At 48.6% G+C, this 21,701-nt stretch carries 24 protein-coding genes; 14 read left to right on the top strand and 10 right to left on the bottom strand.

Annotated elements, in window-relative coordinates:
• The coding region (locus tag JU82_RS07355; RefSeq protein WP_037948780.1) for an FtsW/RodA/SpoVE family cell cycle protein at window positions 1-616 on the bottom strand (616 nt) is incomplete at its 3' end.
• Window positions 617-690: 74 nt separating this feature from the next.
• Between JU82_RS07355 and JU82_RS07360 the strand changes: the two genes are divergently transcribed.
• Genes JU82_RS07360 through JU82_RS07385 form a run of 6 tightly spaced genes read left to right on the top strand, consistent with a single transcriptional unit; the run spans window position 691 to window position 6,716 of the window.
• Entirely contained in the window at window positions 691-1,668 is a 978-nt protein-coding gene (locus JU82_RS07360) for an RluA family pseudouridine synthase (RefSeq protein WP_037948783.1), read from the top strand.
• Entirely contained in the window at window positions 1,613-2,866 is a 1,254-nt protein-coding gene (locus tag JU82_RS07365) for a fibronectin type III domain-containing protein (RefSeq protein WP_294892510.1), read from the top strand. Before JU82_RS07360 ends, JU82_RS07365 begins: the two co-directional genes overlap by 56 nt.
• A 5-nt stretch (window positions 2,867-2,871) precedes the next feature.
• Complete coding sequence (gene trmB, locus JU82_RS07370; RefSeq protein ID WP_037948784.1) at window positions 2,872-4,047, top strand: tRNA (guanosine(46)-N7)-methyltransferase TrmB; 1,176 nt, start codon at window positions 2,872-2,874, stop codon at window positions 4,045-4,047.
• A complete protein-coding gene (locus JU82_RS07375; RefSeq protein WP_037948785.1) occupies window positions 4,040-4,711 on the top strand; it encodes an ABC transporter ATP-binding protein in 672 nt (223 codons plus the stop codon). Before trmB ends, JU82_RS07375 begins: the two co-directional genes overlap by 8 nt.
• A complete protein-coding gene (locus JU82_RS07380) occupies window positions 4,698-5,510 on the top strand; it encodes a hypothetical protein (RefSeq protein WP_037948786.1) in 813 nt (270 codons plus the stop codon). Before JU82_RS07375 ends, JU82_RS07380 begins: the two co-directional genes overlap by 14 nt.
• The gene (locus tag JU82_RS07385) at window positions 5,511-6,716 is read left to right on the top strand and encodes a murein hydrolase activator EnvC (protein WP_037948788.1); all 1,206 of its coding nucleotides are present in this window, start codon (window positions 5,511-5,513) and stop codon (window positions 6,714-6,716) included.
• A gap of 10 nt (window positions 6,717-6,726) precedes the next feature.
• On the opposite strand, the gene flgH is transcribed toward JU82_RS07385, so the two are convergent.
• Complete coding sequence (flgH, locus tag JU82_RS07390) at window positions 6,727-7,443, bottom strand: flagellar basal body L-ring protein FlgH (protein ID WP_037948791.1); 717 nt, start codon at window positions 7,441-7,443, stop codon at window positions 6,727-6,729.
• 57 nt (window positions 7,444-7,500) lie between these two features.
• On the opposite strand from flgH, the gene JU82_RS07395 reads away from it, so the two are divergent.
• Entirely contained in the window at window positions 7,501-7,944 is a 444-nt protein-coding gene (locus JU82_RS07395; protein WP_037948796.1) for a GatB/YqeY domain-containing protein, read from the top strand.
• A 35-nt stretch (window positions 7,945-7,979) separates the two neighbouring features.
• On the opposite strand, the gene JU82_RS07400 is transcribed toward JU82_RS07395, so the two are convergent.
• The 7 genes from JU82_RS07400 to JU82_RS07430 form a co-directional block, all read right to left on the bottom strand.
• Window positions 7,980-9,998: a diguanylate cyclase gene (locus JU82_RS07400; protein ID WP_037948802.1), complete on the bottom strand. Its 2,019-nt coding sequence runs from the start codon at window positions 9,996-9,998 to the stop codon at window positions 7,980-7,982.
• An 83-nt stretch (window positions 9,999-10,081) separates the two neighbouring features.
• Window positions 10,082-10,867 (bottom strand): indole-3-glycerol phosphate synthase TrpC, encoded by a 786-nt coding sequence (trpC, locus tag JU82_RS07405; protein ID WP_037948805.1) that lies wholly within the window; start codon window positions 10,865-10,867, stop codon window positions 10,082-10,084.
• Window positions 10,867-12,123, bottom strand: coding sequence for a hypothetical protein (locus JU82_RS07410; RefSeq protein ID WP_037948809.1), 1,257 nt, complete (start codon window positions 12,121-12,123; stop codon window positions 10,867-10,869). Before JU82_RS07410 ends, trpC begins: the two co-directional genes overlap by 1 nt.
• Entirely contained in the window at window positions 12,116-12,496 is a 381-nt protein-coding gene (locus tag JU82_RS07415; RefSeq protein WP_037948813.1) for a YkgJ family cysteine cluster protein, read from the bottom strand. The genes JU82_RS07410 and JU82_RS07415 overlap by 8 nt, the downstream gene beginning before the upstream one ends.
• Entirely contained in the window at window positions 12,481-13,179 is a 699-nt protein-coding gene (locus JU82_RS07420) for a methyltransferase (RefSeq protein ID WP_037948814.1), read from the bottom strand. Before JU82_RS07420 ends, JU82_RS07415 begins: the two co-directional genes overlap by 16 nt.
• Before the next feature lie 94 nt (window positions 13,180-13,273).
• Window positions 13,274-14,026, bottom strand: coding sequence for an RloB family protein (locus JU82_RS11955; RefSeq protein WP_294892516.1), 753 nt, complete (start codon window positions 14,024-14,026; stop codon window positions 13,274-13,276).
• Window positions 14,027-14,034: 8 nt separating this feature from the next.
• A complete protein-coding gene (locus JU82_RS07430) occupies window positions 14,035-15,309 on the bottom strand; it encodes an ATP/GTP-binding protein (protein ID WP_037948845.1) in 1,275 nt (424 codons plus the stop codon).
• 366 nt (window positions 15,310-15,675) lie between these two features.
• Between JU82_RS07430 and JU82_RS07435 the strand changes: the two genes are divergently transcribed.
• The 4 genes from JU82_RS07435 (at window position 15,676) to JU82_RS07450 (ending at window position 17,476) form a co-directional block, all read left to right on the top strand.
• A complete protein-coding gene (locus tag JU82_RS07435) occupies window positions 15,676-15,897 on the top strand; it encodes a DUF2188 domain-containing protein (RefSeq protein ID WP_037948815.1) in 222 nt (73 codons plus the stop codon).
• A 3-nt stretch (window positions 15,898-15,900) separates the two neighbouring features.
• A complete protein-coding gene (locus JU82_RS07440; RefSeq protein ID WP_037948821.1) occupies window positions 15,901-16,170 on the top strand; it encodes a hypothetical protein in 270 nt (89 codons plus the stop codon).
• A 137-nt stretch (window positions 16,171-16,307) separates the two neighbouring features.
• Entirely contained in the window at window positions 16,308-17,030 is a 723-nt protein-coding gene (gene kdsB / locus JU82_RS07445; RefSeq protein ID WP_037948824.1) for a 3-deoxy-manno-octulosonate cytidylyltransferase, read from the top strand.
• A 104-nt stretch (window positions 17,031-17,134) separates the two neighbouring features.
• Complete coding sequence (locus JU82_RS07450) at window positions 17,135-17,476, top strand: hypothetical protein (protein ID WP_037948827.1); 342 nt, start codon at window positions 17,135-17,137, stop codon at window positions 17,474-17,476.
• Between the two features lie 78 nt (window positions 17,477-17,554).
• Here the strand turns inward: JU82_RS07450 and rpsO are convergent, their stop codons facing one another.
• Window positions 17,555-17,830: a 30S ribosomal protein S15 gene (rpsO, locus tag JU82_RS07455; protein ID WP_037948848.1), complete on the bottom strand. Its 276-nt coding sequence runs from the start codon at window positions 17,828-17,830 to the stop codon at window positions 17,555-17,557.
• A 150-nt stretch (window positions 17,831-17,980) separates the two neighbouring features.
• Here rpsO and JU82_RS07460 point away from each other — a divergent pair, with 150 nt between their 5' ends.
• The 3 genes from JU82_RS07460 to JU82_RS07470 are packed head-to-tail and all read left to right on the top strand — an operon-like array spanning window position 17,981 to window position 21,650.
• Complete coding sequence (locus JU82_RS07460) at window positions 17,981-18,385, top strand: Rrf2 family transcriptional regulator (protein WP_037948832.1); 405 nt, start codon at window positions 17,981-17,983, stop codon at window positions 18,383-18,385.
• Between the two features lie 3 nt (window positions 18,386-18,388).
• Window positions 18,389-20,566 carry a flagellar biosynthesis protein FlhA gene (gene flhA, locus JU82_RS07465; RefSeq protein ID WP_037948833.1) on the top strand — a complete coding sequence of 726 codons (2,178 nt, stop codon included), beginning with the start codon at window positions 18,389-18,391 and terminating at the stop codon, window positions 20,564-20,566.
• Window positions 20,567-20,573: 7 nt separating this feature from the next.
• Complete coding sequence (locus JU82_RS07470) at window positions 20,574-21,650, top strand: DHH family phosphoesterase (RefSeq protein ID WP_037948836.1); 1,077 nt, start codon at window positions 20,574-20,576, stop codon at window positions 21,648-21,650.
• Window positions 21,651-21,701 lie beyond the last annotated feature (51 nt).

Genomic DNA, 21,701 nt, shown 5'->3' on the forward strand with positions numbered 1-21,701 from the left:
GTTTTTGGTAATCGTGCAGCTGGGTATAAATGAGCGGCAAGGAAACGATAAACGCGATCCCAAGCCCTACCCATATCTTCCATCGGACGCCGACGATAAACAATACCCCGAACCCCAAAAGCGCCAGAACGGTCGCCGTCCCCAGATCGGGTTCCTTGGCGATCAGAAAAAACGGTAGAAGGATGTAAAAAGAGAGTTTGGCAAAATCTTTGAGGCCGTAACCGCCGCGAGGAGGAGGATTTCGGCTGATCAGATAGGCAAGCATCAGGACAAATGCCGGTTTGATCAGTTCCGAGGGCTGCAAGGTAAAATGGACGAACGGTATTTCGATCCACCGTTTTGCCCCCAGCCGTGAATGACCCACAAACTCTACCGCCAACAGCAGCAAAATCCCCGTCCAGTACATGATGGGGATCATCCACAGCATCCGTCGGATCGGAAGCAAAAAGAGAGTAACAAAAACGCCGATACCGACGGAGACGTAGACCATCTGCTTTTGCCCCAGCATCGGATGGATCTCGTAAATGAGCCAACCTGAAGTGAAAATGAGGGGAATAAGCAAAATAATCGTAATGAAATCAAAGTGTGCTAAAATTCGGCGATCAATATTAAGCACTACAGTCCTTCTTTTTTGCTAATTGTAGCATAGCGGACTTATAGAACCCATCTTCACGATCCTCAAGGATTTCAATGAGACACGAAAAACTTTTCACCGTAGACGAAGAAGCCGTACGTCTTGACGTTTTTCTCTCTCAGCAACTCGAGCAGACCCGCAACCAGATTACCCAGCTCATCGAACAAAACGCCGTAACGATCGATGGAAAACCGACCGCAAAATCGGGGCAGAAGCTCAAATCGGGGCAAACCGTCGCCGTCGTGTTCCCCGAAGCGAAATCGACTCCGCCGCAGCCGATCGATTTTGACGTCGAAATCCTCTACGAAGACGACGATGTGCTGGTCATCAACAAACCCAGCTCGCTCACCGTCCATCCCGCTCCGAGCGTCAAGGAACCGACTCTCGTCGACTGGCTCAAGCACAAGGGAGTCTCCCTCTCGACCCTCAGCGGCGAAGAACGCCACGGCATCGTGCACCGTCTCGACCGCGGCACAAGCGGCGTCATGGTCGTCGCCAAAAACAACCGTGCCCACGAAGCCTTGTCCGCGCAGTTGCAGGATAAAAGCATGGGGCGATTCTATCTGGCGGTCATTACCCCTGCGATGAAAGATGAAGTGACGATTATCGACCGTCCGATCGGACGCAGCAGCCACAACCGCCTTAAAATGGCCATCACCGAAAACGGCAAAAACGCCAAAACCGAGTTTCGCAAACTGCTTCCGAGCCATGATGAAACCGAAGAACTGATCGCGTGTAAACTCTATACCGGACGGACCCATCAGATACGGGTACATCTGGAGTCGATCAGCCGCCATATCATCGGCGATCATCTCTACGGAAGCCACCCGAAAAGCGGCAAGATGGAACGCATCTTGCTTCATGCCTACAACCTTTATTTCACCCATCCAAGCAGCGGAAAAAGGGTCACGTTCACGGCCCCGATCAGTCCGATTATGGATGAATATCTACACAAACATTTTGACGAAAAGGAACTGCATGCACTCATCGATCCGAACCACATTGAGCATTGCTTTAGCACTGAGTCTATTTAGCGGCTGCGCCCCTCAGCCCGCACCCCAAAAAACGGTTACTATTGATTCGACACTCCCCGTCCCGTCCATGAACGGGTACATTGCTGATATTACCTCCGCCGCATTCGAGTGGAAACCGGTCGAAGACTTGCGTGTTACAGGGTATTACGTTTATCGTGATACTCCGGGCGGCGAAGATCCTCAACTGCATCGGATTGCAACCGTTGACAGCCGCTACGCTACCCACTTCGTCGACAGCGATCTAAAACCGAACGGTCATTATCAGTACCGCTTTTCCACCTTCACCGCCAGCGGAAGCGAATCGGTCGGAAGCGAAACGATGGTCATCGAAACGCTCCCCATGATCGCGCCGATCAGCTTTTTCCAGTCCGTCGGCAACATGCCCCGCAGCGCAAAGCTGTTGTGGCGTCCGCACCCTAACGGCAAGATCAACAGCTACGTCATCGAGCGTCAGGAAGCAAACGATCAAAAATGGAATAAAATCGCCACGATTACGGGGCGCTTGAATGCCGAATACATCGACCGTGACCTCAAAGACGGACAAGTGTACCATTACCGCGTCAAAGCCGTCACTTTCGACAACCTCGTCACCGATCCGAGCGAAACGGCCAAAGTAGTCACCAAACCGCTTCCGCCGGAGATCAAAGCGATCACCGCGACAACGAATCTCCCCCGCGCGATTACCCTCTCATGGGAAGCAACTCCTATCAGTGACCTCGCCCATTACAATATCTATCGCTCGACATCTCCGAGCGGATCGTTCAGCTATCACGTCAAACTGGAAACGACCAACTTTACCGATACGATCAACGAAGACGGGAAATTCTATTTTTACAAAATCACCGCCGTCGATAAAGACGGACTTGAAAGCCCTCTTTCTTCTGTAGCGGTTCAGGGTTCAACCCTCTCCAAACCTCAGACTCCGATCGCCTATGAGGGTAAAGTCGTCGGAGGAGCGGTCGAACTGCAATGGAAAAGCGGTGACACGCGTATCGTCAACTACACCGTTGTCAAAACGACCAAAACCAGCTGGATCAGCCGCGAGAGCGTCGACATCAACAACATTACGGGAACCACGTTCCGTGATGCGGACATCAAACCCAATACCCACTATCTCTACGAGATTATCGGGGTCGATACAAACGGTATCCGCTCGCTTCCGACCGAGGCGATCGAACTTATTCACGAGGTTAAATAGAGCCTATGCCGCACCTGCATCTCGAATCGTTTAAAACGCCTTCTTTCCCCGCTCGCTGCGGCGACGTGGAATTTGATTTTATCGCCCATAACACCGGACGCCGTGACGAATCGCTCATCGCAACGCGCTATAAAGGGAGAGAATTTTTCCTCGTTCACAAAAAAAACGAAGCCAAAGAACTCCTCAAGTGCGACAAGATCACCCGTCCTTCCCCGAACTTCATCGTCAAACACGCACTTTTGGCGTATGCGGAGTGCGCGGGATTGAACATTCTGGATTCCAACGTCGACAACGCTCCCGAAAACACCCACCTTAAAACCCACGATGCGCTTAAAACCATCTCCTTTTTTGCCGAAGACTTCCCGCGCGAGCGGGAAGTACGGATCGAAGTCGGATTCGGTTCGGCGCGTCACCTGCTCCATCAGGCCGAGGCCAATCCCGATGTCTTGTTTATCGGGCTGGAAATTCACAAACCTTCCATCGAGCAGGCGCTTAAACAAATCGTGATCCGCAATCTGAACAACGTCATGGTACTCGATTACGACGCGCGCCTGTTTTTGGAGTTCGTCCCCTCAAACGTCGTCGGCAAGATCTACGTTCATTTCCCGGTTCCGTGGGATAAAAAACCGCACCGCCGCGTCATTTCCGAAGCCTTTTTGAACGAATCGATCCGTGTACTCAAAACAGGGGGAACGCTCGAACTGCGAACCGACAGCGAAGAGTACTACCGCTTCGCCCTAGAGACGTTCAGCGCACCGCCGCAAAGCCGTTTCGAAGTCTATAAAAACCGCGATATCGCGATCAGCAGCAAATACGAAGACCGCTGGAAACGCCTCGAAAAAAACATCTATGACGTCATCTTCACCTGCCAGAGCGAAAGCCCCGAAGCCGAACTTTCCGGCGATTTTTCGTTCGGGTCGACCCAAATCCCTCTGGATGCCATGCATCGTATCGGCACGGAAACCATCAAACGCGAGTGGGGATTCCTGCACGTTGAGCGTACGTTTCAAATCGGCGAAGACAGAGCAATGCTCCGTCTGGCTATGGGAAGCTTCGATCGACCCGAAAGCTGCTACGTCATCGTCGAAAAAGGGCGTACGCGCTATTTCCCGTCCCTTCCTGTGCGTTCCCGCGCGAACTTGTTCGCCCATAACCTATTAAACGAGTTGCTCCATGGATAAAGTGATCATTGCCGAAAACCTTTCCCTTTCCTACAAGGACTTTGAAACCATCATTTCCAAAGCGACCTTCTCCATCGATGCGGGGAGTTTCGTCTTTATCACCGGCGCGAGCGGAAGCGGAAAATCGACGCTCCTCAAATCGCTCTACGGCGCCATCGAGCCCAGAGCCGGGCAACTTGTCGTCGGCGGGGTCAAGATGAACCGCATCAGCACGTCCAGACTCAACTTTCTGCGCCGTCACATCGGAATCGTTTTCCAAGATTACAAATTGATCAAAGAGTGGACGATCGAGAAAAACGTGATGCTCCCCCTCATTATTTCGGGCTACACTAAAGATGTCAGCGGCACGCAGGTCCAAAAACTCCTCGGTCATGTCAAACTGATTCATCAAGCCGGCAAATACCCGCCCGAACTTTCGGGAGGGGAACAGCAGCGCGTCGCAATGGCGCGGGCGCTCGCGCATAATCCGATCCTGATTCTGGCGGACGAGCCGACGGGAAATCTGGACGAGTACTCTTCCGAAGTGATCTGGAATCTGCTCGAAGGGGCCAATACCCAGCTTAAAACGACCATCGTCGTCGTGACGCACCATATCCCCTCGTCCATCAACGTGCCGTACAAACATTTCCATATCGAGATGGGGACCGTCCATGAAATCGCTTAAAAATCATATTTCCCTCATTGTCGCTCTTTTCACCGTTTTGTTTTCGGTACAGATCTATGTCGCGGTCGACCGTACGATTGCCGCCTATGAAGACCGTCTTAAACAAGACTACTCAATCATTGTCGTTTCGAACAAAAACCTGAGTCAGGCGGAGTTCAAAGCCCTCGACAAGCTGGTCGAACGAAGCGAGCCGATCGCAACCGATCAGGTACTGGAGCGTCTTAAGGGAGAGATGAGCAAAAAGAACCTCGAACTGCTCAAAGTGACCCTTCCGAAGTTTTACCGCCTCTATTTGAGCCGTTTCCCGACGCCGTACGAAATCGAAATGCTGCAAAAACGCCTCCAGAAACACTCTGCCATCGAGCGGGTCGAAGGATACGCGCAGACGCACGACACCGTCTACAAGCTGATGCTGCTGTTTAAAGACGTCGTACAGATTTTCTCGATTGCCATCGCGGCCGTAACATCGCTTTTGATTCTCAAAGAGATGCGGCTATGGCAGTTTCAGCACGCCGAGCGGATGAGCATTATGGCATTGTTCGGAGCGCCCGTATGGCTCCGTTCGGCCGTATTGTTCCGTCTGGCCATCGTCGATGCGATCATTGCAACCATCGTCATGTGTCTGGCATTTTTCGTCATCGACCAGTACGGTTGGATGGACCAGCTGCTTCGCACCGTGGGAATCAGTATTCAGCTCTTTGACTTCGTCAACGACGCCATCAGATCGTTGGCAATCGCGTTGGGCGTATCGATTGTTCTGACCCTTACGATCGTCATCGGGCACGATGAAGAGGAATAAATGAGACCGGTTCATTCCCTTCTTCTCGCCACGATCCTGTCGGTATCTCTGGATGCTGCCGCCATCGACGATAAAATCAATACCGCGGCAAAAAAACTGACCCAGACGAAACAAACCTATTCGACCCTCAATGCCAAACTCAACGAGACCGCTCAGAAAATCATGAAACAAAAGCAGGTCGTCGGCGTGCAGCAGCAGCACCTCAATACCCTTGTGCAGGAGCTGAAGTCCAAAGAGACCGTCTATCAGTCCAACAAAATGACCCTGCGCAGCCTCGAAGCACAGCAGAATATGCTCATTAAAACCCAAAACGAGATCGAACAGCGCCTTGTGTTCGCATTGGCGCGCAACACCTCGATCTCCTTGCTGATCAACGATGACCGGGCGAAAGAAGCCGATGCCATCATCACCGAAGAGGCGCTCAAGCTTCACCTCAAGCAGATCAACACTGAGATCAAAGAGCTCAATGCCCTCTTCACCCAAAATGCCGAACGGATCAACGGCCTCTCTTCCCAGACAACGGTTTTGAAACAATCGATCGCGATCATCGATCAGCAGAAAAATAGAGTCCTTGAGACGAAAAAAGAGAACGAAAAAGCGATCGCCCTCCTCGAAAAAGAGAAACAAGATTACGTCAAATCGCTTAACCGTATCCTCAAGCAGCAGCGTTCGCTCCAAAACACCCTCGCAAGCCTCAACATCATCAAACGCGAATCTCTGAGACCCAAACCCAAACCGACCCCGCAAAAACCGGGTTCCAGACCAGTGCCGGCGGATGTCAAACGCGCAGTTGCCGAATACCGCCCCTCAAATGTCGGCGCCTACTCGGGAGAGCGTACCATCGCGCCGCTTGACGGCTACGTCGTGACCAAACGCTTCGGCCCTTATACCGATCCGATTTACGGCATCAAAATTTTCAACGAATCGGTCTCGCTCCGCCCGACCGAAAGCGATGCAAAAGTCAAAACCATCCTGAACGGGAAAGTAATTTTGGCCAAACCTACCGCCATGCTCGACAACGTCGTCATCATCGAGCACGATAACGGCCTGCACACGATTTATGCCCATTTGGACAAAATCGCCCCCACCATCGAGGTCGGCAAACGGCTGAAACAAGGGTCCGTCATCGGACGGGTCGCCAAAGAGCTGATGTTTCAGGTCACCCAGCGCAACGCGCACATTGACCCGCTCAAAGTCATCCGCTAAGAGGCAGTCTTTAAAACGGCCATACGGCGTGAATGATTTTACTTCCCCACCCTTGGTTGACGGAACGGTCGATATCGCCCTGATTGACATACATGATTTTCGCATCGGAAATCTTGGCCGAATTGATCTCATTGTTCTGATCGATGTCATACGGACGGATGACGCCGCTGAGCTGCATAATCTGCTTTTCGCTGTCCACCATGATCTCGCGGCGTCCCGTGATGAAGTAGTTGCCGTTGGCCATCACCTTCACGATGCGTGCCGAAACGGTCGTGGTGAACGACGCGTCTTTGGTTGACGATCCCGATCCAGCATAGTCCGAACTCGATCCGGCGCTGAAGCCGATATTGGCGACTCCGTTAAGCTTGTTGACGGCCGAATTGACCGCCGAATTCTGTCCAAGAGAGCTGAACACCCCGCCGTTTAAACCGAGGGTATCGGCTTCGTTAAGCGCTTTGCTGGCCGTATTCGAACTTTGGACCGTTTCGGAGATGACAACGGTTACGATATCGTTCACGTGCATTGCCTTGTGATCGGAAAACAGCGGACTGTCCCCCTGCCCGAATAAACTTCCTCGAGATGCAAAACTGCTCTCTTCTTCGCGAGAGGGCATCTCCTCGACGTATTTTGGCGGTTCAAAGTCCATTTCCGGGTCAGTCAGGCGTGCGGTACAGCCACTGAGCAACAGCGAAGCCGATAGGATCGAAAAATAAAGAGGTGCGCGCATTCAGGTATCCCGGTCTAATTTGGCTATAATTAAGCAAAAAGAGTTCCAAGGAATAGAATGAGCCTCAAAGAGCAAATCAATAACGATATCAAAACCGCGATGAAAGAAAAAGACAACGCCAAACGTGACGCCTTGCGCCTTCTCAGCAGCGCGTTCAAACAAATCGAAGTCGACGAGCGCAAAGAGCTCAGCGACGACGACGTCATCAAAATCATCCAGAAACAAGTAAAACAGCGCAATGAGGCAATGATCCAGTACCGCGATGCGGGTCGCGAAGACCTGTATGAAAAAGAGGCTTCCGAAGCGGCTATTTTCGAAACCTATCTTCCCAAGCAGCTTTCCGACGACGAGCTGGAGAGTGCGCTTCGCGCGATCATCGCCGAAGTGGGCGCCGCATCAATGAAAGAGATCGGTAAAGTCATGGGGGCGGCTTCCAAGACCCTCGGCGCTCAGGCTGATGGCAAGCGGATCAATGAGTGCGCTAAAAAAATTTTAGGCTGAAGCGTGTGCCGCTTCTTTGGGAGCGGCATCTTTAATTATAAAGGCTGAGGGTAGCCGTAATGGTACCCTTGAGCGTAGTCGACACCGATCTCTTTGAGAACTTCAAGTGTTTCGGCATCTTCCACGTATTCGGCAATCGTCTTTTTGCCGAACTCCTGCGCGATCTGGTTGATATGTTTGACGAAAATACGGTCTTTCTCGTTGACCGTGATGTTTTTGACAAACTCACCGTCGATTTTGACGTACTCCGCATCGAAATATTTCAAATAGACGAACGAAGAGAAACCTGAACCGAAATCGTCCAGTGCAAAATTAATCCCCTCGCTTTTCATACTTTCGATAATCTCCATCAGTCCTTTCACGTTATGAATCGCTTCACGCTCCAGAATTTCGATCGTGATCCCTTCTTTCAGCCCTTTCGGATGATGCGCGTAGTGTCCCTGAATCAAATCGACGTAATTGCCGTTGAAGAGGCTGTTGGTTGAGAGGTTGAAGAAAAACTCGATGTCCCACAGTTTTTTCTCTTCACGGGCCGCAAGCCCTTTGGTCAGGACGACATGGTCTATTTTGCACGCCATACCGAGGCTTTCGGCCACTTCGATAAACTGCCCGGCGGCCATTACCCGCTCACCGTCGCGGATCCGCGCCAGAACTTCGTATCCGAACAGTTTGCCGCTTTTGACGTTGTAGATCGGCTGGACAAAAGGTTCGACCCGTCCTTCGTCGATCGCGCGGCGCAGGAATTCCCCTTTTTTCTGAATTTCGGCCGCCATCTCCTGATCGGTCTGATCGGCGCGTGCAATGGTGTTTTTCCCGGAACGCTTGGCTTTGTACATCGCCAGATCCGAGCCTGTCAAAAGCGATTCGATGTTTTCGCCTTGATCGGGATACTCGGCGATACCGAAACTCGCCGTCAGCTTGATCTGATCGTACATCAGCGAAATCGGAGAATTTTCCAGACTGGAGCGAAGCTTTTCGACAACGCTATACCCTTCCGAATATGGCGTTTCGGGCAAAATCACGGCAAACTCGTCTCCGCCGATACGGGCTAGAATGTCGGCATTACGCAAGTTGGAGGCAAAAATCTCCGTCACTTCTTTAAGAACGATGTCCCCCGTCGCGTGACCGTAGGTGTCGTTAACGTATTTAAAATTGTCCAAATCGATCATCAGAACCGAGAATTTATGCTGATGACGCGTCGAGCGTTTGATCTCATAGGAGAGGAATTCTTCAAATTTGCGACGGTTGTACAATCCCGTCAAATAATCGCGGTCGGAGAGGTGCTGAAGCCTTTCGTAATAATCCTGAATCGAATCGAGCATCTTGTTGACGTAGCTTTCGATGTTTTTGACTTCGAGGATTTTTGTCTTCAGGCTGACCCGCTTGCCCATGTCGTTTTGCTGGATAATATCCTGAATCATGCCGATGAACTGTTTGAGCGGCTGTACGAGGAGCGAATTCAGGCGAAAATAGAGAATGGCGAAAATGAGGATCGTAAACACGACAAAAAAGATGATAAACGAATTGATCATCGTCGTCAGCGATATTTTCAGATTGGCTACGGGAAAACGGACATCGATGACGCCGTTGATGTCGCCGATCTTGGCGTTGGTGTGACAGCTGAGACACTCTTGTTTGACGACAATCGGATACAGATAGCGAATCTCTTCGTCTCCGGTGAGGATCTCTTCCCCTTTCATCGCCCTCATGACCATCGGATCATGATCGCGCGCCTGCTTGTCGTGCTCGCGGTCGCCGAAAAGCTCGGCAACGATCGGGCTGCGATACGCGTTGATACGCATGTCGGGTTCCACTTCATTCAGGCGGATAACGATCGAGTCAAGCTCTTCCTTGCTCCACCCTTTTTCCATAGCGGAATAGAGTGCTTCGAACGCCATTCGGCTGGTCTTTCGGGCATCGACACGCGCCAATTCGTCAATCGCCCGCTGTTTGATGAAAATACCGTACACGAATGCCACGGCCAAACTTGCCAAAAGTGAGAATATGACCGTTTTCGCGATCAATCGTTTATAGGTCGTGTATTTCTTTGCCACTGTAAACACCCTGCCGATGATTGTAATTTCTCAATTATAACGGCATGATGCTTAAAAATAATATATAAGTTTTTCTTTTTATATTAACCGTTTTTGAGTGTACGCAGCGCCGTTTCGACGTCATCCTGACGCATCAGAGATTCGCCGACAAGGAACGCATCGACTCCTGCCTTGTTCAGGTCTTCGAGCTGTCCGTGCTCGTAAATGCCGCTTTCGGCGACGATGATCTTGCCGTTAGGGATCAGCGGAATCAGATCGTAGCTCAGGTTCATGTTCATCTCGAACGTTTGGAGGTTACGGTGGTTGATCCCGATGATATCGGCACCCGCATAGATCGCTTTGGTCAGTTCGGCTTTGTCATGGATCTCGACGAGCGCTTCCATCCCTAGATGACGGGTATAGTTTAGCAACTCTTTGAGTTCGTCTTTCGAAAGTGCCGCGGCGATAAGGAGAACGAAATCCGCCCCGTACACGAGCGCTTCGAGAAGCTGATATTTGGAGACGATAAAATCTTTACGCAGCAGGGGAATGCTGACGTAGCGGCGGATTTCGGCGAGATAATCGAGGTTCCCCTGAAAAAAATAAGGTTCCGTCAGAATTGAGATCGCATTCGCCCCGCCCCGCTCATACGCCTGCGCAATCGCGACGGGATCGAAATCCTCACGAATCACCCCTTTGGACGGGCTGGCTTTTTTTACTTCCGAGATGATACGATAAGGCTCTTCGGTAGTCGAGGTGAGATAAGGACGTACATCTCGCGGCGCACGCGCGTTGAAAGCCAGTGAACGCCCCAGCCACTCCATGCTGAACTTGGCTTCCCGTTCTTTGAGGTCCTCTTTGGTTTTTTTGATGATGTCATCTAAAATCATTAGTTTTTCTCCTTGGTTTTGCACTTCTCGATTGCTTTGAGATGGTCTTTCACTTCTTGTTCGTCCGTTCCGACCATCGATTCGACCTGTCGAATCAGGCGCAGCGCTTCGGTGCATTCGTTCAATTTGTAATGCCCCCATGCCAGCGAATCGATGTAATATGGTGACTCGGGCTGTTTTTGCAGCGCCCGGCGGACGTATCCCATCCCCTCGCTGACATTGACGTCGTGATCGATCATCAGATACCCAAGATAGTTCAGATACAGAGGCTCTTCGATATCGACAAGCGCTTTTTTGAGTTTTTCGACCACATCCGCAATCAAGGCAGGATCGTTTCGGTTGGCGGCGCCTTCATATCGGTACACGGCGCTTTGAGCCAGATAGAGAGGGTTATCTTCGGCTTCATACATATCCAGCGCCAAGACCGACGCTTTCTCAAACTGTTTCGCCTGTACGTACAGATCCAACAGCATCGGATCGTTCAGATGCGATTTTTCAAGCAGTACGATCATTTTGGAATAATCTTTCTGATACAGGTGGATTTTGAGCGCTTCTTCGGCGCAGCTCGGATCGGCAAACGTTTCGTATGTCTGCTCATAAATCGATGCCGCATCGATCAACGCGCCTTGGTCTGCGTAAAAACTTCCCAGCCGTTTGCCGATCGTCACGCTGTTGCCGTGCGTGCCGATGTGCTCTTTGAGGAATTTGATCGCTTCGTTTTTCCGGCCGAGATGGGCATATTCGATCAGCGCGATGCGTTCCGCCGTCGTTTCGTCAAACCCCAGCGCATACGCTTTTTTAAGAGACGATACCGCCCCTTCGTAATCGGCGAGCTTCAAACGCGCTTCGGCATACAACAGATGATCGGGAGCCTCCGGCTCTTTTTGGATCAAAAGAAATGCTTTTTGTGAAGCCTGGGCAAAATCTCCCGATTTCAGCATCGCGATCACTTCAAAACGCTTGAGTACCTTATCCTCCGGCGATTTGGCAAGGGCTTCTGCCGTCATTTTGGTGAGCGCTTTAGTATCGTTGGCTTGTTCAAGCATTTTGAGCGACTGATAAAGGTACTCTTTTTTGGAAGTCTGCTTGTAGAGCTCGCCGAAAAAGCCCGAAGCGCGATAATATTTGTGCCTCATTTGCGCGTCGAGCGCATACAGGGCAAACGTATCTTCGAATGCCGTCTCTTTGATCGAGGCTTTAGCTGCCGCTTCACTGAGCGAAACGCATAGGAGAAGTGCAAGCAGGTGTTTAGTCATGGATAATCCCCGGACATTCGGCTTTCAGCTCATCGATGCGGTGACGGAAATAATCCCAGAAAGGGAACGTCCGGCATTGCAGCGGTCTGGCTTGGTATATGCTACATCCGTTTAGTGAACGGTTAAAAAACACGCAATCATACGAGCCGTTTACCTTGACCTCTTTGAGCGAATAGCGATACGCTTCCTTGCGCAGATAGGTACGCCGGAATTCCCCTTCGTCCATCTCCAGCAATTTGGCGATGGCGGCGATCTCGGTCACGGAGACGAAAATATTGCCGCTCTCGCCCGTACAGCAATTCCCTCCGCACGAAGCACAGGCGGAAGGGTCAAACGCATAAGAAAAACCTTCTCGAGTCATATAATCGGACATTTGATACTGTGCGCCTTTGCTTTATCGTAAATCGCCTGCACCGCAGGAGTATAACGCTCTTCTTCAAACGTAATCAACGGAGGCAATACGTTCAGAAGCGACTTGCTGTTTTTTTTCAGATGGAGCATCACCAGCGTGCTGGGACGATCCTCTTTGGAATGGACGAATTGTACATCAACGACTCTTAATCCTGAACTCTCGCACGCACTGCAAAGCTGCACAAACTGACGCGCGTCGTAACAGATCGCCGCTTCGCCGTCCGATTTGAGCAGTTTCGAGATTTTCGCGATAAACGCTCCGATGGGAAGATGGACGTTGTAGCGGGCCTGATGGAGCATCGGATGCTCGGAACGGGCAACCCCCTCATGGTAAAACGGCGGGTTCGAGACGATCCAGTCGTACGTTCCGTGAGGCGCGTGTTCGAGGAAATCCCCCTCGTGAAGCGTGTAGCCGATACCGTTAACCTGCGCATTTCGGCGGGCGAACTGCGCGTATACGCTCTGTTTTTCTACGGCTTCGAGGGTAACCGCCGGGAAATCGCGCGCCACCAGCAGCCCCACAATCCCGCATCCCGCACCGACGTCGAGCATTTTTCCCTTCGGAACGAAACGGGAGATAAAACCGTATAGAAAGATCGAGTCGCTGTTGTAGCAATACCCCTCATCGGGCTGGTAAAGGAGCATTTAGAACCCTTTTTTTGAAATGTGTAAATTTTGCCGTTTTTTTAACATAGGCCTAAAGCTATGTTAACTTTTTTACATTTTTTTAACATAGTTTTTAATTAATCATTGTATTCAACAGTATAACTAACCGATGTATTGTTGTAGAGGGATTGTCATTTTCTGGATTATGATTTTCACCATAACTATTTAGCAATTTATTAGCATTATCTATCGCAATAGATTGTCTATTATGAAGAGTTTCAAATATCAATTTTGCATAATTTGCTTGCTTAATATTATCTTTATCTAAATTGGAAAATTTATATGGATCAATCTCTTTTAGTTTTTTTATCAATTGTTCCACAATTTCATTTCTGATTATTGCTGTAGTTCTATACTCAAAATGCAAAAGATACCAAAGTTCAAAAGAATCATTGGCATACGCGACATCGACATGTAAGGCTTTTATTCTATTTTTCGCATTGTGAATAGCATTATTAAAATCCTCTGCGGTATGACCACCTGCATTAACCAGTTCAATATCTCTATCGATAACTATCCATTTATGGTCAAAATCTTTATAGGTCTTTCCATATTGATTTGTATACCTTTTGATGTTTTTCAGAACTCCCGTAGGATGAGTAGACCCATCATGAGGCACAATGACAATAGAGTCTTGAGTTATTTTTTTGGCTTTAATCAGTTGATCTATTATCATCTGAAAGTAGGTAGGAGATGAGACGCTATCTTCACAAGCAATAATTACATCATTGACTGTGTTCCTGTCATTGATAGCTCTTTTAAAGTCTGTTTTAGCTTTTTCCTTATTTCTTTGAAAAAGCTTATCTCCTCCACTTCTTCTTCCCATAGTCTTCCCTAAAACTCAAAAGGACTCAAATAAGGAATCGCCCCATATTTGCCTTGAATATATTGCTTTTCAAAATCTTCTTGTTTTCTCACATTTTTAAATTGTGCCAAAGAAGAGATAGTTGTTACTCCATATTGATCTTTTTCGGTCAGCCAAATTTGATCTCTTCTAAAAAGTTCAGGTTTTAAAAGATTGGTATCATGTGTCGCAAAAATGAGTTGTGCATTATTTTTATTAATATCTTCATCATGAAAAAGTTTAATCAAATGTTGAGTCAAAATAGGATGTAAACTGGCATCAAGCTCATCGATCATTAAAATTTTGCCCGTCTTTAACGTATTTAAAATGGGAGCTGACATTTTAAAAAATTTGCGGGTACCTTTCGATTCTTCATTCTCTAACTCAAAAACAGCATGACCCACTTCATTATTATTTTCATCATATTTTTTATGAAACGTATTTAAAGATTTAACTTTAAAAGCACCTTTTTTTAGCATTTCTTGTTTCATGTCATCTGGAAATGGTAACTTGTCAATTAAATTATCAGGAAGGTTTTCTTCCTCTAAAGAAATATCTTCAATGCCAATATCCGCCGTTTTGATCAATGCTACCATTTCATTTCTGAAGATGTCATTTTTCATTTGTTTCATCGTATAATCGATATATCCCTCATGTTCCATACCATCAATAAGATTAAATCGACTAAACCAATGTAAGATACTTTTAGCAATTTCACCGTCAGCTTGATCACATTTCCAGATAAAAAGTTGATTATTTGCAATTTTAATTTTTTCTTCTTTTTTATTGAAAAAATCATATCCTTCTTTAAATTTGTTAGGATTTACATAATTGGGTTCTTCCGTATCTCTCAAAAAGAGTTTCGCCTCTTTTCCTTTTTCATCAGCAAAAAGCCACTCACTATAAACAACTTTACTATCAATTTCAAATCCATATCGATATTTGGTTTCTCCTACAAAAAAAACAATTTCGAAGGTACTTGATTCATTTTCCGTTTCAGTAGATAACCGATAAGGATCATGTGGTAATCGATCCGTCGATTGCATAATCTTATGGCGATTCAATACCAACTGATTCATAAAAGCCATAGCTTTTAAAAGATTACTTTTCCCACTTGCATTTGCACCATATACGATAGAACTTCTTAATAAACTATAGTCTCTTTTTTCAAAACAATTGCCTTCATCTTTTGAGGAAGTCAGCATACTAAATGTTGCAGTATCTTTGATAGAGCGAAAATTATTAACTTTAAATTCTACTAACATTTCTTCCACCTCTTTAATTATCAGGAATAATATCATAATAATATTACTTTTTGCATAAATTCAACAAAAATAGTATTTATTATTAGTATTTTTCTAAAAATATGGTATAATTTTGGCAATGTTACTCAGATAAATGTAGCAGAGGAGTTATTGCGATTATAATCTATGATTGCAGTAAATGAGGTGGAGTAATTTCTATTGGCGTAGAAATTACTCTTGAAGAGCAATTAACAGACAGTGTTAAATGTGACAGTTATGATAGCAAAAAAATACTATATTCTTGATGATGATGTGTTTTCTATTTTTAACTTATCACATGGATGTTACTAAATTGCTCTTTTAGCATATATTATCAAAAGGATACACATGCAAAATTCAATTCACGTAACCCCAAAGGGTGATTCATGGCAAGTAAAACGTGCAGGCAATCAAAATGCAAGCGCCGTTTGTGAAACACAGAAAGAGTGCATCGGACTAGCTAAAGAAATGGCAAAAAAATCGCACTCTGAACTTTATATACATAACAAGGAAGGTCAAATAAGAGCAAAAAACTCTTATGGAAATGATCCAATAAAAACAAAAGGTTGATAAATGAAAATTAACCTAGCTCATCTAAGAGAACGTTCCACAACCGGCGGATGGATTGACTTTATTGTTTTTGATGCCAAATCAACTACAAATAACAATAAGCAATTATTAATCGAGTTAACTTCTAAAGCTCGTATGAATGGACTAAAAGTTGATAAATCTGCATTGGCATACGAAACAAACGGTCGTTTAGAGTTTTATGGAACCAAAGATTTGGTTGAATATTTATCCAACATTGGACTTCCACAATGGACTCACACGATTGACATATAAATCCTAATAACAATTCTCTCCTTTTTAGGAGAGAACTTTTCATGACTTTTTCCTAATATTAACTACATTCTAATGTCTATCCAAAATATCTTATGGGTATAATTCATTAAATTCAATATCTCTCAATAGGTTTAACTATGATTATCATCCCTGCCCGTCTCGCTTCCACCCGTTTTCCCGAAAAAGTGCTCGCCGACATCGGCGGCCTGCCGATGGTGATCCGCACCGCCCAAAGAGTGGCGTCGATCGACCGCGTCGTCGTCGCCTGCGATGACGAGAAAATCCTCGACGTCTGCGCGGCGCACGGCATCGAAGCGCGCCTCACCTCCACGACGCACAAAAGCGGCACTGACCGGATCAACGAGTGCGCCCAGATCATCGATGTACCCGATGATGAACTCATCATCAACGTCCAAGCCGATGAGCCGTTCATCGAAACCGAAGTGCTTGAACTCCTGATCGAACGCCTCAATGCCCTTAAAGCTGGGAACGCACCGTTTATCATGGCTAGCTGTTACAACGCGATCAACACCGAATCGGCACAAGATCCTAATTTGGTAAAAGTCATCACCGACGTGGATCATAACGCGATCTATTTTTCCCGCAGCCCAATCCCCTTCAACCGCAGTGGGGAAGCCAACTATTTCGGCCACATCGGTATCTACGGCTTTACGAAAAAGAGTTTGCACGATTTCTGCGCCCTCGGCGAAGCACCGCTCGAAGATATCGAAAAACTCGAACAGCTCCGCGCCCTCTACCACGGCAAAAAAATCTCGATGGTCAAAGTGGCAAGTGCAGGATTCGGGATCGACACGGTGGAAGATTTGGAGCGGGCGAAAAAGATTTTCGGAATCGAATAATCGTCTCTTATCTATAAAATACGTATAGCGGCATCTTCGCTATACTGTTGCTACGCTTGAAAAGTACAATGGTTACAACGATACTTTGTTTCAAGGAGCAATATATGTCTCTCATCGAAATCTTCACCGATTACGTCCTCAACCGCAAAAGCCTCATAGAATACGTCGACGTACGCAAAACGATCCATGAACGGGGCGAGTTCAACGACGCCAAACTGATTCAGGCCGAAGAGAACCTCCAGCGCCTCAAAACCGAAGAGCCGGAGATTTACGAGGGGATGTACGAAACGCTTGCCCGCATTTATGCACGCAATACCGGCCTATCGGTCGAATATCCCATCGATTTTATACGCCAGATTCTCAAAATGTACAGAGGTTCGCTCTCACCGCGTCAGGTATACGAAGAATACAAACGGATGTTGGAACACTATCATCACGACGTGTAGTTTGTGAATAGTTAAAAGCGAATTGTTTAAAGAAAAGGAAGAAGGTTCTCCCCTAACGGGGAGAGTCTTGAGAAAAACTTAGATATTGTCGCGGATGCTGAGTGCAGCGATAACTTTGTTGTAGCTCTCTTTGTTGGTGCGTTTCAAATAACGCATCAAACGGCGGCGTTGACCAACAAGTTTCAAAAGACCAAGACGTGAAGAGTGGTCTTTTTTGAATGTTTTTAGGTGCTCAGTGAGCGCAGCGATACGAGTAGAGAGAAGAGCGATTTGCACTTCACTTGAACCTGTATCCCCTTCTTTTTTCTGGAATTGAGTGATAATCTGCGTTTTTTTCGCCGTATCCAAAGCCATAACAGCCTCCTGATGGGTATAAAATTTTACTTGAAAGACAATTCGTTCAAGCAGGGTCGGAATTATACCCGAAAATTCCCCTTTTTGCGGTAAAAACATCCTCTAATGATTTTTGGCTATAATACCCGTTAAATACAGAGGAGGATACCGATGCTTATGACCCGCGCCAGTGAGTACGCCCTACTTTCGCTTATCGTACTGGCCAAAGCTCAGCATCCCCTCGATGCCGATACGCTCTCAAAAGAACTCGATATTTCCAAAAGTTTTCTGGCTAAGATTCTTCAGGCGTTGGCACGCAAAGGAATATTAAACTCGTACAAAGGGGTCAACGGAGGTTTTGAACTGGCCAAGCATTCCAGCCAAATCACCGTTCTCGACGTAATGGAAGCCGCCGAGGGGAAAAGCCCCGCTGTTTTCAACTGTTCCCCCTCGCAAGACGACTGCCCTTCGAATAAAGCCCCTACGTGCGGATTATGGCCGTTTTTGAACCGGTTGCAAAACAAAGTTGACGGCTTTTTGGGTACCCTCACCCTCGAAGCGATATTGGAAGAGTAATCCTTGGCAAAAGCGAAAAATAAAACCCCCGACGTCAAAACCGTTCTCTCGGCACTTTTTGCTTCACGCGATCTGAGCGTCGTCTTTTTCGTCATGACGATTCTGGCGATTATCATCGTGCCGCTTCCCAGTGCGATACTCGATCTCATGCTGGCGGTCGTCATCGCTCTTTCCGTGCTGATTTTGCTTATTTCGCTCTACATTCCCAAACCGACCGACCTGACCACCTTTCCGACGATTCTGCTCATCATCACCCTCTTTCGTCTGTCACTCAACATTGCCACGACGAGGATGATCCTCAGTCACGGACACGAAGGACCCGAAGCGGTCAGTGACATCATTACGGCGTTCGGGAACTTCGTCGTCGGCGGAAACTACGTCATCGGAATTATCGTCTTTGTCATTCTGGTATTGATCAACTTCATGGTCATCACCAAAGGTTCGGGCCGCGTCGCCGAAGTGGCAGCCCGCTTCACCCTCGATGCGATGCCCGGAAAACAGATGGCGATCGATGCCGACCTTAACAGCGGCTTGATAGACGAACCCGAGGCCAAACGCCGCCGTGCTGAGATTTTGCAGGATGCAAATTTCTACGGGGCGATGGACGGTTCGAGCAAATTCATCAAAGGAGACGCCGTTGCGGGGATCATCATCACGATGATCAATATTATCGGCGGTTTTTTGATCGGGATTTTCCAGTTTAATCTGGATGTGGGATCCAGTGCCCAGGTCTATACGATCCTCACGATCGGGGACGGTTTGGTGGCGCAGGTCCCAGCCCTCATCATCTCGACCGCGACCGGTATCATGATCACGCGCGCCTCAAACGACGAAGGAGGCAACTTCGCCGAGGGCAGTATCAAACAGATGATGGGGAACGCCCGCATCATGATGATCGTCGGCTTCATCATGCTCATGTTTGCCGCCGTTCCCGGTCTTCCGACCCTTTCGATGGGATTCGTCGGGCTCGTTTTTACCGCACTCGGATACGCGCTGCACAAATTTGAAAAAGGGGAACTCGTCCTGACCCCCGCCCCGGGCAAAAAACCCACAACGGGAGGCGCCGCCGCAGAAGAAGGCATCCCTTCCGCACCGCGCAGAAAGACGAACGAAGAGATTGCAAAAGAAGAAGAAGCCGCGCTCGAAGACATCCTCAAAATCGAGATGCTCGAACTCACGCTGGGCTATCAGCTCATACGTCTGGCCGACAGTGCGCAAGGGGGCGATTTGCTGGAGCGTATCCGCTCAATGCGGCGTAAAATCGCGTCGGATTTCGGCTTTTTGATGCCGCAGGTGCGTATCCGCGACAATCTTCACCTCAAACCCGACCAATACGAAATTCTCCTCAAAGGGGTGAGCATCGGGGATGGCATCATTCAGCCCGAACGCTTCCTGGCGATGGACAGCGGCATGGCCGTCGGAGAGATCAAAGGGGAGCCGACCAAAGAACCGGCATTCGGCCTCGACGCGCTGTGGATTGCTCCGGAGCTGAAAGAAGATGCGATCATCAACGGCTACACCGTCGTCGACCCCGCAACCGTCATCTCGACCCATATGAGCGAACTGGTGAAAAAATACGCCGAAGAGCTCCTCAGCCGACAAGAAACCCAATCGCTTATCGAAAAGATCAAAAACGACTACCCCGTGGTCGTGGACGACCTGCTCAAAGTCGCCAACATCGGTCTTATCCAGCGCGTGTTCAAAGCGCTGCTGCATGAACGGGTACCTCTCAAAGACATGATCACGATCCTCGAAACCATCGCCGATGTCTGCGAGTACACCAAAAACGTCGAGACCATCACCGAACACGTCCGTTCCAAACTCTCCCGTATCATCACGCAATCCTATACCGGATCCGACGGCGTCATCCGTCTCCTGACGTTCGATACGATGAGCGAGCAGAAAATGCTCGAAAAGACCACCGAACGCGACGGAGTGCGCCAGCTGCTCCTCAACGTCGGAGAGATCAACAATCTGATTCAGGCTACCAGCGCCAAAGCCACCGAACTCCTTCAAAAGGGAATATCGCCGATCATCGTGATCGTGGATCCCAAGCTGCGCCGCCCGCTGGCTGAAATTTTCGAGCGTTTCAGTCTCGACATCGTCACCCTCTCCCATGCCGAAATCGATTCGAACGCCAAGTTCGAAGTCCTCGGTTCGGTCACTTTAGAAAATAAATAGGAATCTTATGCACAAAACGTTTCACCACCTCTCCCACATCGACCTCGACGGCTACAGCTGTCAACTCGTCATGGCGCACACCCCGCACACAATGTACAGTTACAATGCCAACTACGGCGCCGAGGTGATGGACCGTCTCGAAGAGATTATCGAAACACTCAAAAAAGCCAAACAAGCCGCCACGATCCTGATCACGGATCTCAACCTCTATCCCGACGAAGCGCGCTGGCTCAATAATGAAGTCAACCGTCTGAATGAAAGCGGCTGGGACATCACGATCACCCTCCTCGACCACCACGGAAGCGGAAAAGAGACGGCTGCACAATATCCGTGGTACACGCTCGACACCGAACGCTGTGCGACAAAAATCACCTACGATTATGCGTGCGAGCATTACGATCTGGAACGCGGAGGATGGCTCGAAGCATTTGTCAGCGTCGTGAACGCCGTCGATTTGTGGCATCAAAACGAAGAAGACGATTTTGAATACGGCAAAGTGTGCATGCGCCTCATCTCCGAAGCGCGCGAACTCAGCCGCGTCATGTTCGCCAACGAAGACCGTACCTACAAACTCGCTCTCTTGGAACAGGCGGCCGCCATGCGCAATCTTCCGGACGCTCCGATCGTACTGGATGAAGCGCTTCACAAGATGAAAAAAGAGTTTTTCAAAGACGACGTCGACAACACCCTCGACAACCTCTCGACCAAATACATCGTCGCGCTGCTGGGAACCAAACGCTCCGCCATGACGATCTATTACAAAGGGTGGCGCGGGTTCCTGAGCTACGGCCTGGGCAATACGTCGATCATCGGCAACGGCTTTTTGACGGCATTCCCCGAATACGACTTTATCGTCGACGTCAGCACGCGCGGAACCATGAGCCTGCGCGGGCACGATAAAGTCGACGTGGCGATGATGGCGGGCGAATGGGCAAACGGCGGGGGTCACCCCAATGCCGCCGGCGGACGCATCCAAGGCTTCAAAGAACAATTCCGTTACGACAAAGTCAAACGCCAGATCGAAGATTTGCTCTCTAACAAAGAGGCAATGCCCGGAAAACTCCCCGCTAAAATCGAAGAATAGCCATTCGCGCATGATCCAGATCAACCACCTCACCAAAAGCTACGGCACGCG

Origin of the sequence: Sulfuricurvum sp. MLSB (assembly GCF_000747095.1) — a bacterium.
In the GTDB taxonomy this organism is placed as follows: domain Bacteria; phylum Campylobacterota; class Campylobacteria; order Campylobacterales; family Sulfurimonadaceae; genus Sulfuricurvum.

Bases quoted from the DNA above. Each gene is read 5' to 3' on its own strand.
- JU82_RS07360 (WP_037948783.1), top strand. From the start codon at position 691: ATGAGACACGAAAAACTTTTCACCGTAGACGAAGAAGCCGTACGTCTT.
- JU82_RS07365 (WP_294892510.1), top strand. From the start codon at position 1,613: ATGCACTCATCGATCCGAACCACATTGAGCATTGCTTTAGCACTGAGT.
- trmB (WP_037948784.1), top strand. From the start codon at position 2,872: ATGCCGCACCTGCATCTCGAATCGTTTAAAACGCCTTCTTTCCCCGCT.
- JU82_RS07375 (WP_037948785.1), top strand. From the start codon at position 4,040: ATGGATAAAGTGATCATTGCCGAAAACCTTTCCCTTTCCTACAAGGAC.
- JU82_RS07380 (WP_037948786.1), top strand. From the start codon at position 4,698: ATGAAATCGCTTAAAAATCATATTTCCCTCATTGTCGCTCTTTTCACC.
- JU82_RS07385 (WP_037948788.1), top strand. From the start codon at position 5,511: ATGAGACCGGTTCATTCCCTTCTTCTCGCCACGATCCTGTCGGTATCT.
- flgH (WP_037948791.1), bottom strand. From the start codon at position 7,443: ATGCGCGCACCTCTTTATTTTTCGATCCTATCGGCTTCGCTGTTGCTC.
- JU82_RS07395 (WP_037948796.1), top strand. From the start codon at position 7,501: ATGAGCCTCAAAGAGCAAATCAATAACGATATCAAAACCGCGATGAAA.
- trpC (WP_037948805.1), bottom strand. From the start codon at position 10,867: ATGATTTTAGATGACATCATCAAAAAAACCAAAGAGGACCTCAAAGAA.
- JU82_RS07410 (WP_037948809.1), bottom strand. From the start codon at position 12,123: ATGACTAAACACCTGCTTGCACTTCTCCTATGCGTTTCGCTCAGTGAA.
- JU82_RS07415 (WP_037948813.1), bottom strand. From the start codon at position 12,496: ATGTCCGATTATATGACTCGAGAAGGTTTTTCTTATGCGTTTGACCCT.
- JU82_RS07420 (WP_037948814.1), bottom strand. From the start codon at position 13,179: ATGCTCCTTTACCAGCCCGATGAGGGGTATTGCTACAACAGCGACTCG.
- JU82_RS11955 (WP_294892516.1), bottom strand. From the start codon at position 14,026: ATGGGAAGAAGAAGTGGAGGAGATAAGCTTTTTCAAAGAAATAAGGAA.
- JU82_RS07430 (WP_037948845.1), bottom strand. From the start codon at position 15,309: ATGTTAGTAGAATTTAAAGTTAATAATTTTCGCTCTATCAAAGATACT.
- JU82_RS07435 (WP_037948815.1), top strand. From the start codon at position 15,676: ATGCAAAATTCAATTCACGTAACCCCAAAGGGTGATTCATGGCAAGTA.
- JU82_RS07440 (WP_037948821.1), top strand. From the start codon at position 15,901: ATGAAAATTAACCTAGCTCATCTAAGAGAACGTTCCACAACCGGCGGA.
- kdsB (WP_037948824.1), top strand. From the start codon at position 16,308: ATGATTATCATCCCTGCCCGTCTCGCTTCCACCCGTTTTCCCGAAAAA.
- JU82_RS07450 (WP_037948827.1), top strand. From the start codon at position 17,135: ATGTCTCTCATCGAAATCTTCACCGATTACGTCCTCAACCGCAAAAGC.
- rpsO (WP_037948848.1), bottom strand. From the start codon at position 17,830: ATGGCTTTGGATACGGCGAAAAAAACGCAGATTATCACTCAATTCCAG.
- JU82_RS07460 (WP_037948832.1), top strand. From the start codon at position 17,981: ATGCTTATGACCCGCGCCAGTGAGTACGCCCTACTTTCGCTTATCGTA.
- JU82_RS07470 (WP_037948836.1), top strand. From the start codon at position 20,574: ATGCACAAAACGTTTCACCACCTCTCCCACATCGACCTCGACGGCTAC.